We start from the raw sequence: 14,456 nt of genomic DNA, 5'->3' as shown, positions 1-14,456 counted from the left end.
ATCTCCGCCTAGGCTGGGCTCTGCTTCGGGGGCACTCAGCGCACACAGACGCACATGGGGGACCACATGTCCGAAGACGGCCACGAGCAGAACGCGCACGAGAACGTGCCGAGCAGGCAGCGCAGGCGCTTCCCGGGGATCTCCTCGCGCGCGTACGAGCACCCGGCGGACCGCTCCGCCCTGGTGGCGCTGCGCAAGCTGACCGGGTTCGACACGGTGTTCAAGGCGCTCAGTGGGCTGCTGCCCGAGCGCAGTCTGCGCCTGCTGTTCCTGTCCGACTCGGTGCGGGTGTCGGACCAGCAGTTCTCGCACCTCAACGACATGCTGCGGGACGCCTGTTACATCCTGGACCTGGAGAAGGTCCCGCCGATGTACGTCACCCAGGACCCGCAGCCCAACGCGATGTGCATCGGCCTGGACGAGCCGATCATCGTCGTCACCACCGGCCTGGTCGAGCTGCTCGACGAGGAGGAGATGCGGGCGGTCGTCGGCCACGAGGTGGGCCACGCGCTGTCCGGCCACTCCGTGTACCGCACGATCCTGCTGTTCCTGACCAGCCTGGCGCTGAAGGTCGCCTGGATCCCGCTGGGCAACCTCGCGATCCTGGCGATCGTGACGGCGCTGCGCGAGTGGTTCCGCAAGTCGGAACTGTCCGCCGACCGCGCGGGTCTGCTGGTCGGCCAGGACCTGCGGGCCTCGATGCGCGGCCTGATGAAGATCGCGGGCGGCAACCACCTGCACGAGATGAACGTGGACGCGTTCCTCAACCAGGCCGAGGAGTTCGAGTCGGGCGGCGACCTGCGCGACTCGGTCCTGAAGATCCTGAACGTGCTGCCCCGCTCCCACCCGTTCACCACGGTGCGCGCGGCCGAGCTGAAGAAGTGGGCCGAGTCCCGCGACTACCAGCGGATCATGGACGGGCACTACCCGCGGCGCAGCGAGGACAAGGACACCTCGGTCACGGACTCGTTCCGCGAGTCGGCGGCGAGCTACGCCAGCAACGTCAAGAGCTCCAAGGACCCGCTGATGAAGCTGGTCAGCGACATCGCGGGGGGCGCCGGCGACCTGGGCGGCCGGGTGCGGCGCGGTTTCGGGGGCTTCGCGAGCACCAGCCCGCAGGACGGACCGCCCACCGAATCGGCCAACGGCACCGAGCAGCCGCCCACGGACACCCCGCCGCGCGACGGGGACTGACCCGGCGGATCGGCGACGGGGACTGACCCGGCGGATCGGATACCCGCGGATACACACCGACCTCACACCCACGACGGCCTCGCACAGCCGTGGCTGAAGGGTTCTCACACCTTCGCTGTGCTCTCACACCTTCGGCTGTGCGCCGGCCGCCAGTGCGCCGCACAGGGCCGTGGCGCTGCCCGTGGCGAACGGGTCGGTGCCGGCCGGGCCGCCCGCCTTGGCGGTCTGGCCGGCGAGCAGGGGGCGCAGGTAGGTGACGGAGTCCTCGGCGCAGGACAGCGGGCCGGCCTGGACGTAGGAGGCGATGATCTGGGCCTGGTCCATGCGCAGGTCGTCGCGGTCGAAGCGGAACTGGAGCTCGCGGCGGACGGTGAACAGCGACGCCTGGGCCTTGTCGCCGGAGCCGGTCGGCCGGAGCGCGTAGACGAAGGTTCCGTCGGCGATGACCTCAAGGGTGGACGAGTCGACCTCGGCGGCCTGCAGGGTGCCCTGGACGCGGATCTTCCGGTCGGCCAGCTCGGCGCGGGCCGGATCGAAGCGAACCAGCCATCCGGTGGGCTCGTGCCGGCCGTCGGCGGCCGGGTGCTCGAAGCTCTGGTCGAACTGGTCGAGCTGGTCGGGGTCGACGAGGACGCGCGCGGGGCGGGTCTGTCCGCCGGTGAGCACGGCCGGGTAGAGCGAGGACTCCACGATGTAGTCCTTGGCGGTGCTCAGGGCGGCCACGACCTGGCTGTCCGAGAAGTGCGCGGTGCGCCGCGCGGCCGGCAGCGGTATGCCGTCGCCGCCCACGTCGAACTGGGCGGCCGGGCTGTGCGCGAAGAGGTACTCGGCGTCGGCCGCCCCCGGCACCTTGCTCTGAGGGGACAGCGGGATGACGGTCATCCGCAGCGGCTCGGCCGGCTGCTGGGCCGTGGGGGTCGTGTAGGGGTGCCGTACGCCCATGTAGATCGCGGTGCCGAAGGCGATGGCGATCAGCATGACCAGGATCAGGGCCTGGCGGGAGAGACCGCGGCGCAGGGCCGGGCGGCGGCGGACGGCGGGGGCGTGGTCGGCCATGCGCTCCCGCGCGGAGAACTCCTGGAGCCGGGCAGCACGGACGAACGACTCGTCGAACACGACGGATCGGTACTCGTCCTCACCACCTCCGGAAGCGCCCTCGGGCGTCCCCTCGGGTGGGTCTCCTGGACCGCCCATACTTTCAGAGTAGGTCTCCGGAGCCTCAGGTAAACGCCCTGGTACACGACAAGTTCTGACAGGTTCTCACCGAGCCGGTCAGAGCGGTCGCAACTCGCTCAGGGCGTGCGCGGTACGGCAGACAGCGGTGGCTGGGAGTTGTCCGCGGAGACCGAGGGTGCCGCCGCCGTGCCCTGTTCCACGCCGGTGGAGGCCGGGGGCGGGACGCGGTCCCTGCCGCCCGAGGACGCGCCGCGGTAGACCGCCGAGAAGGCCAGGGCGACCATGCCGATGCCCATCACCAGGGCGAGCAGCCAGGCGACGGGGCGGTGCCAGCGGACCTGTTTGCCGTACGTTCCCGGGGCGCCGTAGCGGCCCTCTACGAGGTCGGCGTCGTCCAGGTCGTCGAGTTCCGGATCATGGCCGAAATCGCGTCCGTAGGTGTCCTCGAAGAGGTCGTCGTCGCCTCGTGGGCCTCTGCCGCGCTGGGCGCGGCGGGCTTCGGCCTCGGAGGCCTCTGCTCTGGCCTGTGCGGCGGCAAGGAGACGCTCGACGGCGGTCGGCTCGTGTACTACGGCCGCCCGTACGAAGGCCTCGTCGAAGACCACGGAGTCGAATTCTTCGTCCGACATTCCGCGGTCGTGGTCGTCGTCGGGCTCCCAGCCGTCAGGGAACGGCGTGCCCCCCACGTCCTCCGGCACCTCTCCAGAGTAGACCTGGGGGGTCAATTTGGGCAGGCGGTAGGGAAATTCATCCGCAGGGTGAGACGTCTCACGGCCTACGAGGCCCTATGCCCGACGCATATGCCAACAGCCTCCGGCTCAGCGGCGGATGTGCCCGTCGCCGGTGACGATGTACTTGGTGCTCGTCAGTTCCGGCAGGCCCATCGGGCCCCGTGCGTGCAGCTTCTGGGTGGAGATGCCGATCTCCGCGCCGAAGCCGAACTGGCCGCCGTCCGTGAAGCGCGTGGAGGCGTTCACGGCGACGGTGGTGGAGTCGACCAGCTGGGTGAAGCGGCGGGCGGCCTGCTGGGAGGAGGTGACGATCGCCTCGGTGTGGCCGGAGCTCCACAGCCGGATGTGCTGGACGGCCTTGTCGAGGGAGTCGACGACGGCGGCGGCGATGTCGTAGGAGAGGTACTCGGTGTCCCAGTCCTCGGGGGTGGCCTCGACGACGGTGGCCTTGGACTCCTTGGCGTAGGCCAGGACGCGTTCGTCGGCGTGCACGGTGACGCCGGCCTCGGCGAGGGCGTCCAGGGCGCGCGGCAGGAACTCGGGGGCGATGTCCTGGTGGACGAGGAGGGTCTCGGCGGCGTTGCAGACGCTGGGCCGCTGGGCCTTGGAGTTGATCAGGATGTCGATGGCCATGTCGAGGTCGGCGTGGGCGTCGACGTAGACGTGGCAGTTGCCGACGCCGGTCTCGATCACGGGGACGGTCGACTCGGTGACGACGGTCTGGATCAGGGAGGCGCCGCCGCGCGGGATGAGGACGTCGACGAGACCGCGGGCGCGCATCAGCTCGCGGACGCTCTCGCGGTTCTCGCCGGGGACCAGCTGCACGGCGTCGGCGGGCAGTCCGGCGCCGCCGACGGCGTCGCGGATGACGCGCACGAGGGCGGTGTTGGACTCGTAGGCGGAGGCCGAGCCGCGCAGCAGGACCGCGTTGCCGGACTTGAGGCACAACGCCGCCGCGTCCACCGTCACGTTCGGGCGGGCCTCGTAGATGATGCCGACGACGCCGAGGGGGACGCGGACCTGGCGCAGGTCGATGCCGTTCGGGAGGGTCGAGCCGCGGACGACCTCGCCGACCGGGTCGGGCAGCGCGACGACGTCCCGTACGTCGGAGGCGATGGCCCGGACGCGCTCGGGGGTGAGGGTCAGCCGGTCGATGACCGTCTCGCTGGTGCCGGCCGCGCGGGCCTTGGCGATGTCCTTGGCGTTGGCCTCGACGATTTCGCTCGTACGGACTTCCAGCGCGTCCGCGATGGCGAGCAGCGCGTCGTCCTTCTCGGCCCGGGGCAGCGGCGCGAGGTCGGCGGCGGCGGACTTGGCGCGGTAGGCGGCCCGGGTGACCGGGGACATGGAGTCGTACGGCGAGAGCGTGGTCATGAGGGAAGGGTAGTGCGCCGGGCGGAGGCGTCCACCGGCTATCCCAAACCGCGAGACAGGCGCGGAAGGGCCCGAAGACGGCTCAAAACGGATCCCGGAGGGTCGGGGGTCCGACGCGGGCGGGTCTCAGAACGGATGTACGCCGACGGGGGTCGCGGGCAGCGGGCCGTAACCCTCGGAAATGCGCTGGTGATAGGTCTCGCGGTCGATGACCTCCAGGCCGACGATCTCCCACGGCGGCAGCTTGGCGGTCTGGCGGTGCTCGCCCCACAGGCGCAGCGCGACGGCGGCGGCGTCGTGCAGGTCGCGGGCCTCTTCCCAGTAGCGGATCTCCGCGTGGTCGTTGGCGTAGCGGCTGGTCAGCAGAAAGGGGTGGTCGTGGGCGAGCTGTTCCAGGCCGCGCCGCACCTCCTTCAGCGGGGCCTCGTCGCCGGAGACGCTGAGGGTGACGTGCCACAGCCGGGGAAGGTCCTTGGGTTCCTCGCCCTCGTACCGGGCGCCGGCCGCGACGCTCGTGAGCGTGCGCTCCTCGCCGGGCGCGCGGGAGGTGGCAACACCGCGGGACGCCGCCGCCCCAGGGCGCACTCGTCTCACGACGGCCTCCTTACGCAATGGTCGAGCTGCTGTGCTCGCGCGGATGGGTCCCTGAGCAAAGTTGAGCAGGCGCGGGGCGTCCGTGTGGCACTTTTGCGGAACGTCCACCGAGGGAGGCGGACGTTTCGGTTGTTTTACGGGTGGAGGATCACCAGGTCGTCCCTGTGTACGACTTCCCTCTCGTACGACGGTCCCAGCTCCCGCGCCAGTTCCCTGGTGGAGCGGCCGATCAGCTGGGGGATCTCCTTGGCGTCGAAGTTGACGAGCCCCCGCGCGACCGCGTGCCCGGCGCCGTCCCGGAGTTCGACGGGGTCGCCCGCGCTGAACTCGCCCTCCACGGCGGCGATTCCGGCCGGCAGCAGCGACATCCGGCGCTGTACGACCGCGCGCACGGCACCGTCGTCGAGGGTCAGCGAGCCCTGCGGGGTGGACGCGTGCTGGAGCCAGAGCAGCCGGTCCGCAGAGCGCTTTCCGGTGGCGTGGAAGTACGTGCCCGTGTCGCCGCCGCTCAGCGCGTCGGTCGCGTGGACCGCGCTGGTGAGCACGACGGGGATGCCGGCGGCCGCGGCGATACGGGCCGCCTCGACCTTGGTGACCATGCCGCCGGTGCCGACGCCGGCCTTGCCGGCGCTGCCGATCTCGACGTGGGCGAGGTCGGCGGGCCCGTGGACTTCCGCTATCCGCGAGGTGCCCGGCCTGCTCGGGTCGCCGTCGTAGACGCCGTCGATGTCGGAGAGGAGGACCAGCAGGTCGGCGTGGACGAGGTGGGCGACGAGGGCGGCGAGCCGGTCGTTGTCGCCGAAGCGGATCTCGTCCGTGGCGACGGTGTCGTTCTCGTTGACGATCGGGAGGGCACCCATGGCGAGGAGTTTGTCGAGGGTGCGGGAGGCGTTGCGGTGGTGGGAGCGGCGGCTCATGTCGTCGGAGGTGAGGAGCACTTGGCCGACGCGGATGCCGTAGCGGGCGAAGGAGGCGGTGTAGCGGGCCACGAGCAGTCCCTGGCCGACGCTGGCGGCGGCCTGCTGGCGGGCCAGGTCCTTGGGGCGGCGGCGCAGTCCGAGCGGGGCGAGTCCCGCGGCGATGGCGCCGGAGGAGACGAGGACGACCTCTCTCTCGCCTCCGCTGCGGCTCTTGGCGAGGACGTCGACGAGTGCGTCGACGCGGTCGGCGTCCAGGCCGCCGGCCGCGGTGGTCAGTGAGGAGGAACCCACCTTGACGACAATCCTGCGGGCCTCGGTCACGGCCTGCCTTGCGCCTGCCACGTGCGACTTCCCCTCGGGTAGGTTCGGGTGCCCCGCGGCAATTTACGCGAACCGGGATGGGGTGTGCACGTTGGTCCAGGTCTCGGACAGAGGGGTTGAGCTCAGGGTGCGGGCAGGTGGGGGCTGGTCGCGCAGTTCCCCGCGCCCCTTAAATACCTGCACTAATCGCACTACTTCAGTGCCCGCCGCACCTTTCGCGCCACCTTGCGCAGGAACACCCCCACTCCCCCCTCCCGATACCCCTCCACCCCACGCGCCTCGCGCGGCTCGGCCAGATAGAGGGAGTCGGGCAAGCCCGCGGAGCGGAAGTGCGGATACGCCAGGTACACCCGACGCCCCCGCCTCTCCACCACCGCATCGGGGCGTTTCTTCGACTTGACGAACTCGACCACGTCCAGCAGGAGTTCGGGGCGCTCCCGCGCCACCAGCTCCAGCCGCAGCCGCTCGTCGACCTTGAGGCGGACGGCCACCTCGTCGGTCCAGTGCGCGGCCATCAGCGGCTTGGCCAGCTCGAACTTGTGGCGCCGTACCTGCTCGCTGTCCGCCAGGTACTTGGGGCCGAACTGTGGGAGCAGGGTCACCAGGAACGGGCGGAGCATCAGCTTGTCGCGTTCCACGCCCGGCGGGACCATCTCGGCGATGAGGTTCATCAGGGCACGGGCGGAGTCGAAGCGGAGGGTGTAACTCCCGCTCTTCGTCACGTGTTTGCCGTCGTCGCGGCCCACCAGGTAGTAGCAGGTGTGGTCGGCGATCACGGAGACGCCGTCGGCCCGCAGATAGGCCTCCATCGTGAACAGGGCGTCCTCGCCGGTGAACAGCGACTCGTCGAAGCGCATGCTGTGCCGTTCCAGCAGCGCCCGCCGGAACAGCTTCTGGGCGCTCAGCGTGAACTTGATGTTGGAGTGGAAGACGTCGGTGCGCTCCAGCGTCTCCACCCACGCCGCCTTGGGCGGGACGCGGTTGATGCCCTCGACCTTGCCGAGCACCACGTCGGTGCCGTTGCGGTCGGCCATCGCGACCATGCGCTCCAGGGCCTCGGGGGCGAGCCGGTCGTCGGCGTCGAGGAAGAAGACGTAGCGCCCGGTCGCCTTGCCGAGGCCGACGTTGCGCGGGGAGCTGGGGCCGCCGGAGTTCTCCTGGCGGATCACCGTGACGTGGGTCGCGGCGCGGGCGGCGAACTGCTCCAGGTACTCCCCCGTGCCGTCCGTCGAGCCGTCGTCGACGGCGACGACCTCGATCCGGGCCGGGTCCAGGGTCTGCGCCTCGACCGAGCGCAGGCACTCGACCAGGTACGGCATCGCCTCGTACGCCCCGATGACCACGGTCACATCAGGCTGCGTCACGGTCACGCGCTCCCCTTTGTCCATTGAATCGCCATCTGGAAGACGGCCGACCGTGTGCAACGGTTGTCCTCCGTCAGCAGGGGATACGCAAAAGAGCCCGGATTTCGAGGATCACTCCCCAAAAACCGGGCTCTTCTTGACCAGATTCCGACTCGCGCGGGTCAGCCGACCGTGGGATCGGCCGACAGGTGGGCCTCCGTCGGACTCGCCGCGTCACCCGTCGCCGCCGACCGCTCCTGGCCGACGTTGCGGGCCTCGGACTTGAGCGCCAGGTCCCGTACCGCCGTGTTGAACTGCTCGATGGACGTGGGCTCGTCCGGGCCGAGCAGGTACTCCTTGAGTTCCTTGCGGTCCTCGGCCAGCGGGTCGGCGTCCGGGGCGCGCACGGCGGCCAGCAGTTCGCCCAGTTCGGCGGCCTTGTTGGAGAGGATCACGGCGGCGCGCACCGCGGTGTTCTGCCGCTTGAACTCCTCGACGCCGAGCTGCGCGGAGTCCGTGACCGCGTACGGCTTGCCGCTCGCGATGAAGTCGGAGACCACGCTGGAGATGTCGGAGACCATCGCGTCGGACACGTTGAAGCAGTCGTACAGGCGGGGTTCGGCGCCGGAGATGACCCGGTGCTCGAAGGTGCCGAAGGACTTCCAGTACGCGTCGTTCCACTCGGCGCGCAGCCGGGCGATCTCCTCGTACTTGGCCAGGTCGACCACGCCGTCGCGGGTGAGTTCGGCCTCGTCGCCCTTGTCGGCGGGGCCGCCGGACAGTTCGGTGATCCGGGCCTCGATGCGGGCCATGTCGGCCTTGGCCTTGCTCTGGGCGGCGGCGTCGGCCTGGAAGCGCGGGTCGGTCGCGCGCTGGGCGGCGGCCTTCTCCACCAGGGCGGTGACCTTGCGGTGCGCGGAGCCGGCCGCGGAGCTGACGGTTCCGGTGAAGGGGTGCGGCTTGTACAGGACACGGACCGGCGGGTCGGCCTTGAGCAGCTTCTTCACGATGTTCTCGCCGGCCAGCAGCAGGGAGGTGTTGCCGGGGTCGTTGTCCCAGCCCTCCCAGGTCGGCGCGTACAGCACGGTGGGGATACGGCCCTCGGGCACGCCCTGCCAGGTCTGGATGGGGGCGAGCTGCGGGCGGCCGACCTCGACGATGTCCTCGTCGCGGACACCGACGTCGGCGATGGCGTAGCGGTCGCGGCCCGCGCGGCCGGCGGTCCACACCTCGTCGTAGACCTTGCTGAACGGGTTGACGCTGGCCAGCTTGTCGCTGTCGCCGTGGCCGATGAAGACGTGCTTCATGGTGGGGACGCGCAGCAGGTGGATGTTCTTGCCGACGTTGGCCGCGTACAGCGCGACGCGCACGCTGGAGAGGTCCATGTTCATCAGGTGCACGCCGCCGGGGACGCAGATGACGGGGACCTTGGTGGGGGCGAGGTTCTGCAGTATGACGCGCTCGCGGAGCAGGACCAGGGGCTTGGTGTCCAGCTGCTCCATGGTCTCCAGCCACATGTTGACCTGGTAGGCGGAGTCCTTGGAGCCGGAGAAGCAGAGCACGGTCTGGGGCCTGTACTCGTGCAGCCAGTCGTCGACGGCCTCGAGGACGACCTCGGCGGTCGGCGGGATCTTCGTGCCCCGTATGTACGGGACGAGCGCGAGGACGTAGAGGGTGCCGAGGAACAGGGTGACGCCGATGCCGATGAAGGCGGCGGCGGCCGAGTCCAGCTGCGCGGAGATCAGCAGGCCCACGACGGCGAACAGGTCGAGGTGGAGCATCTTCTCGGCGGAGCGCTCCAGCAGGCCGAACGGCGGGGCGTCCGGGATGTTGATGCGCGAGCCGAGGTCGACGTTGCGGGTGGCGACCGGCATCCGGCGGCGGTTGCGGATCAGCGTGACGACCGCGCCGTGCGGGGCCTGGAGGCCGTAGAACGCGATGAAGCAGGCGATCGCGCCGTAGAAGATCAGGTGGTCCGAGAGGTCCATGCGGGCCAGCAGGAGGATCAGCAGGAGCTGGCGGATCAGGAAGCGGATGGACAGGCCCGCCCTGACCTTGCTGAGGCGGTTGACCAGGTAGCTGCCCTGGCGGTGCAGATAGTGGTCGGCGACGTACGTCACGACGGCCGCCGCGGCGAAGGCGGGGACGCTCGGGACGAGTGCGGCCAGCATGAGGGCGGGGAAGCCCAGCATCATGAGGACGGCCGCGGCGAGCTCGGCCGCGCTGCCCACCCGGGCAACGCGGATGGCGGTGGAAATCACTGATAAACCTGCTCTTAGGGGTTTTGAGTAATTTACCGGGATCTCAGAGGCAGGCTTAATTAAACGCCGTCCTGGACGTCCAGCACCGAGGCGAGGGCGGCCTCGAAGCCGGAGGCCTTGGCCGCGCCGGCCGTCGGGTCCTGCTGGCGGACGTCGATGACATGGCCGGTCAGCTCGGACAGCAGCACGTCGAGCGAGGTGCGGGCCACGGCCTCGGAGGAGAGCAGCGTGCCCGAGGGCTCCTGGCCGAAGGCCTTGGTGCGCATCGGGGTGGCGGTGCGCTCCGGGTTGATGCAGTTGACGCGGATGCCGTCGCCGGCCCACTCGTCGGACAGGGCCTGCGTGAGGTTGACCATCGCGGCCTTGGTCGAGGAGTACAGGCTGTACTCGGCGCGGCCCCGGGTGTAGCTGCTGGAGGTGTAGAGCAGCAGCTGGCCCTTGGTCTCGGCGAGGTACTTGTACGCGGAACGGGCGATCTGCACCGGCGCCAGGTAGTTGACCTTCAGCGCTTCCTCGATGGTCGCGTTGTCCGTCTCGGCCAGCTTGCCGATGCGCAGCACGCCCGCGGTGTTGATGACGTGGTCGATGCGCCCGGTCTCGGCGTAGGCCTTGGACAGCGCGTCGTCGACCTCCTCCGGGTTCTCGACGTGCGTGCCGGTGGTGGAGCGGCCGAGCGCGTAGACCTTGGCGCCGTAGCCCTCGGCGAGCTCGGCGATGTCCTTGCCGATGCCGTAGGAGCCGCCGAAGACGACCAGCGTCTTGCCGGTGAGCAGCTCGCGGTAGGCGGCCTCGTCGACCTGCTCGGGGGCGGCCGTGGAGGCGAGCTGGAAGAGCTTGTCGGCGATGAAGACGTCGACGGGCTGGGTGACCTTCATGTTGTACTCGTCGCCCGCGACGACGTGGATCGGCACGTCCGGCAGGTACTTGAGTACGACCGAACAGTCGTCCGTGGCCTGGAAGTTGGGGTCACCGGCGGCGACCTCGTAGGCGCGGCGGATCGTGGACAGCTTGAACGCCTGGGGCGTCTGGCCGCGGCGCAGCCGGGAGCGGTCGGGGATCTCGGTGATGAACTCGCCGTCGTCGCCGTGCGTGCGGGTCACGATGATGGTGTCCGCGGAGGGGATGGCCACGTCGACGGCCTGGAAGCGCTCCAGGGCGATCACGCAGTCGTCGATCACGCGCTGCGAGAGCAGGGGGCGCACGGCGTCGTGGAAGAGGACGTTGGCGTCCTCACCCTCGGCCAGGCCCTCGCTGAGCGCCTCGATGGCGCGCTCGGTGGTCTCGTTCCGCGTGTTGCCGCCCTCGATGATCCGGGTGACCTTCTTGAAGCCGGCCTTGGCGACGATCTTCTCGACGTCGGGGACATAGCCCGGCGCCATCAGAACGATGATGTCGTCGATCGAGTCGGCGTTCTCGAAAGTGGTCAGGGTGTGCTCGATGACTGCCTTGCCGGCGATCTTCAGCAGCTGCTTGGGGATCGAGAGACCCACGCGCTGACCGGTACCGCCGGCCAGGATCACTGCGGTGGTGCGGGGCTTGGCTATGTGCGACACAGGTGACCTTGACCTACCTCGGGACAACGGGGGAACTGGCAAATGGTCCCACTCACGGTAACCGCAGTGCAAGGCGAGTGACCTCCGCCGCATATGTGAGCGACACCTGTCATTCATCTTGCACTGCTTGCGACCCCGCGGCGACACCCCTCAGCGGCGCCGCAGCTTCTTCAGACAGCGGTGACCGAGAACTCGTACGAGTTCCTTCGACGACGTCTGGTGAACGGTCCGCGCCTTCGCCGGCGCGGTGTGCCTGACCGGCGCGGCGGCCACCGCCGCGAGCGCCCCGTACAGCGCCTGCGCGGCCACCTCGGGCGCGATCCGCGGCGCGTCGGGAGCCTGCCCGGCGGTCTTCGGTACGGCCGACAGGAGCGCGGTGTCCCCTACGACCCGTACGCCCGTGGCGGCGATCGTCCCGGCCATCTCGGCGCCGATCGCGCCCGCCGCCTCGACGGCCCACGCGGGCGTCGTGATCTTCACGTCCTGCGGGGTCGGGCTGCACGAATTCTTCATATGCATGACCGCGCCGTTGCGCACGAGCTTGGAATACAGCTCGTCGGGGAGCCCATTGCCGCGGAATTCCACATTGAGCCTTCGCAGCATTTCGGTCTCGGCGAGGGTGAGAGAGCGGTTCGCCGCGTCCGGAACCGGCTTCAGGAGATTCGCGGGCAGTCCGAGCAGCGCCTCGAAGGTGCGCAGCAGCCCGTCCCGGTCGCTGTCGTCGACCACGACGACGGTCACGCGCTCGGGACCCACGGCCCGGGTCCAGCGCTCCACCAGCCGGTCGTGCCGGTGCCGGCGCCAGAAACTGGGGTTGGGCTGCTCGTAGGGCGCCTTGCGGAGCATGTGCTCCAGCCAGTTGTCGTAGCCCATGCGCAGGCCGTTCTGCACGTACTGCTGCCACTGCGAGGGCATGATCTTCGCCAGCGGGCGCAGGGTGATCAGGATGTGCACGCGCTCGCCGCCGAGCTGCTCCACGATCCGGGCGATCGTCTCGTCGTCCTCCGCGTCGGCGAAGAACTCGCTGCTGATCACCGAGGTGCGCCCGCCGGTGGCGCGCACGGCGTCGAGAAGGCGCGTCCAGTGCTTGTCGGTGGGCACGGTGTCGCCCATCATCGCGGGCCGGGCGCAGGCCGCGAGAGCTGCTTCCATCGGGTGTCTGCTGTGCGCGGGGAAGTCGACGCCGTGCTCGGGCATCGTGTCCTTCGCGGCGAACAGCGCGCCCTGGATGGCGGTGGTCCCGGTCTTGTGCGGGCCGATGTGCAGCAGCCGGGTCCCGGAGGCCAGCGCTTCCTTAATACAGTCCGTCTCCATGGTTAACAGAAGGTAAGAGTTGTTCCTGAGTTTGACCTGAGAGGAGCCTGGGACACAGATGAGTCCCAGGCTCCGGTCACACAGGCTTCACGAACTTCTAGACGACCTGGACTCCGGGATCGCCCGCCTCCACGCGGAGCGAGGCGTAGGTGCTCGGCGTGGCCGTCGGCTTCAGCACGGTGTCCACGACCCGCACCTGCGCGTCGATGCCGTCCCGCCGGATGTCGAACAGGTGGTAGCCGCGGTGGGCGTCGATCACCTTCCAGTGCGGGTTGTCCGCCATCAGCGGGTCCCACTGGGCGTGGAAGGCGGCCTGGTCCTGGTCGCCGTTGCTGGAGATGGACGTCCCGACGAACTCGGCGCCGACGACGGCGGAGTCCGGGTCGGCGAAGTCCTCCTTGAGGTCGCTGATCATCGTCAGGTGCCGGTCGCCGCTGAGCACCACGGGGTTGCGGACGCTCCTGAAGTCCTCCAGCAGGGCGTTGCGTTCGACCTGGTAGCCGTCCCAGGCGTCGTAGAACCACTGCTTGCCCGCGCCGAGCAGGATGTCCGTCTCGGCCATCATGATCTGCGAGGCGACGACGTTCCAGCGCGCGGGCGAGTGGCGCAGCCCGTGCAGCAGCCACTGCTTCTGCTCGGCGCCCATCATCGTCATCGCCGGGTCCTCGGCGCCGGCCTGCGTGGTGGCCTGGTCGCTGCGGAACTGCCGGGTGTCCAGCACGTTCAGGCGCATAAGGCGGCCGAACTCCAACCGCCGGTACATCTGGATGTGCGGCCCGTTCGGGACGGCGCTCGCGCGCACCGGCATGTGCTCGTAGTACGCCTGGAAGGCCGCCGTCAGCCGCGCCACGAACGCGTCGTGCGACTGCTTGTCGGGGTCCTGCGGGACCTCCCCCGCCCAGTCGTTGTCCACCTCGTGGTCGTCGAAGGTCACCACCCAGGGGGTGTTGGCGTGCATCGCCAGCAGATCCGGGTCGCTGCGGTACTGCGCGTACCGGTTGCGGTACTGCACCAGGCTGTAGGGCTCCCCCGTGCCCTCGTGCCGGCGCGGCCCCGCGTTCGACGGCGCCGACTCGTAGATGTAGTCGCCGACGAAGAGCACGAAGTCGGGGTCCTGGGACAGCATGTCGGCGTACGGCGTGAAGTAGCCGTTCTGCCAGTTCTGGCAGGAGGCGAGCGCGACGCGCAGCCGGCCGCCCGAGCTGTGCGGGTGGGGCGCGGTGCGGGTGCGGCCGGTGGCGGAGAGCTGGCCGTCGGCGCGGAAGCGGTACCAGTAGTCACGGCCGGGGCGCAGTCCCCGTACATCCACGTGAACGCTGTGCCCGTACTCGGGCAGCGCCTGCGCGACACCCCGGCGCACGCGCTTTCTGAAGCGGTCGTCCTCCGCGATCTCCCACTCCACTGGGACCACTTGCTCGGGCATACCGCCGCCGTGCAGCGGGTCCGGGGCGAGGCGCGTCCACAGCACGATGCCGTCGGGCAGCGGGTCGCCGGAGGAGATGCCGAGGCTGAACACACCGTCGGGCAGCGGGGTTTCCGCCGCCCGGGCGGAGTTCGGCAGCCACAACTGGGCGGAGGCGGCGGCCCCGAGCACCGCCGCGCCGGCCGCGAGAAAACGTCGTCGATCGGGTGATACGGCTCCGGTCATCGTGAACTCCCTTGCGACGTTGGCCTC

The 14,456-nt window shown here is 69.9% G+C and carries 11 protein-coding genes; 1 reads left to right on the top strand and 10 read right to left on the bottom strand.

The window, feature by feature from the left end; genetic code table 11:
* The first annotated feature begins 66 nt into the window (after positions 1-66).
* The gene (locus ACFXC1_RS29810; protein ID WP_381248070.1) at positions 67-1,194 is read left to right on the top strand and encodes a M48 family metallopeptidase; all 1,128 of its coding nucleotides are present in this window, start codon (positions 67-69) and stop codon (positions 1,192-1,194) included.
* 123 nt (positions 1,195-1,317) lie between these two features.
* Here ACFXC1_RS29810 and ACFXC1_RS29805 read toward each other — a convergent pair whose 3' ends face one another.
* The 10 genes from ACFXC1_RS29805 to ACFXC1_RS29760 form a co-directional block, all read right to left on the bottom strand.
* Positions 1,318-2,388 carry an SCO2583 family membrane protein gene (locus ACFXC1_RS29805; RefSeq protein WP_381248067.1) on the bottom strand — a complete coding sequence of 357 codons (1,071 nt, stop codon included), beginning with the start codon at positions 2,386-2,388 and terminating at the stop codon, positions 1,318-1,320.
* Positions 2,389-2,486: 98 nt separating this feature from the next.
* Positions 2,487-3,068: an SCO2584 family spore wall biosynthesis protein gene (locus ACFXC1_RS29800; protein WP_463294411.1), complete on the bottom strand. Its 582-nt coding sequence runs from the start codon at positions 3,066-3,068 to the stop codon at positions 2,487-2,489.
* Between the two features lie 120 nt (positions 3,069-3,188).
* Positions 3,189-4,475 carry a glutamate-5-semialdehyde dehydrogenase gene (locus ACFXC1_RS29795; protein WP_381248061.1) on the bottom strand — a complete coding sequence of 429 codons (1,287 nt, stop codon included), beginning with the start codon at positions 4,473-4,475 and terminating at the stop codon, positions 3,189-3,191.
* Between the two features lie 126 nt (positions 4,476-4,601).
* Entirely contained in the window at positions 4,602-5,069 is a 468-nt protein-coding gene (locus tag ACFXC1_RS29790; RefSeq protein ID WP_381248058.1) for a hypothetical protein, read from the bottom strand.
* 134 nt (positions 5,070-5,203) lie between these two features.
* Entirely contained in the window at positions 5,204-6,310 is a 1,107-nt protein-coding gene (gene proB / locus ACFXC1_RS29785) for a glutamate 5-kinase (protein ID WP_381248428.1), read from the bottom strand.
* 191 nt (positions 6,311-6,501) lie between these two features.
* Positions 6,502-7,680 carry a glycosyltransferase family 2 protein gene (locus tag ACFXC1_RS29780; protein WP_381248055.1) on the bottom strand — a complete coding sequence of 393 codons (1,179 nt, stop codon included), beginning with the start codon at positions 7,678-7,680 and terminating at the stop codon, positions 6,502-6,504.
* Between the two features lie 155 nt (positions 7,681-7,835).
* Positions 7,836-9,914: a hypothetical protein gene (locus ACFXC1_RS29775; RefSeq protein ID WP_381248052.1), complete on the bottom strand. Its 2,079-nt coding sequence runs from the start codon at positions 9,912-9,914 to the stop codon at positions 7,836-7,838.
* A gap of 59 nt (positions 9,915-9,973) precedes the next feature.
* Entirely contained in the window at positions 9,974-11,467 is a 1,494-nt protein-coding gene (locus ACFXC1_RS29770) for a D-ribitol-5-phosphate cytidylyltransferase (protein ID WP_381248049.1), read from the bottom strand.
* Positions 11,468-11,617: 150 nt separating this feature from the next.
* On the bottom strand, positions 11,618-12,781 hold the full coding sequence (locus ACFXC1_RS29765; protein ID WP_381248046.1) for a hypothetical protein: 1,164 nt from the start codon (positions 12,779-12,781) through the stop codon (positions 11,618-11,620).
* A gap of 97 nt (positions 12,782-12,878) precedes the next feature.
* Positions 12,879-14,429 carry an alkaline phosphatase D family protein gene (locus tag ACFXC1_RS29760; RefSeq protein WP_381248043.1) on the bottom strand — a complete coding sequence of 517 codons (1,551 nt, stop codon included), beginning with the start codon at positions 14,427-14,429 and terminating at the stop codon, positions 12,879-12,881.
* Positions 14,430-14,456 lie beyond the last annotated feature (27 nt).

Source organism: Streptomyces hokutonensis (assembly GCF_042751305.1).
In the GTDB taxonomy this organism is placed as follows: Bacteria; Actinomycetota; Actinomycetes; order Streptomycetales; family Streptomycetaceae; genus Streptomyces; species Streptomyces hokutonensis_A.
Note: the sequence above shows the minus strand (reverse complement) of the source record. Positions and strands in the feature narration are given on the sequence as shown.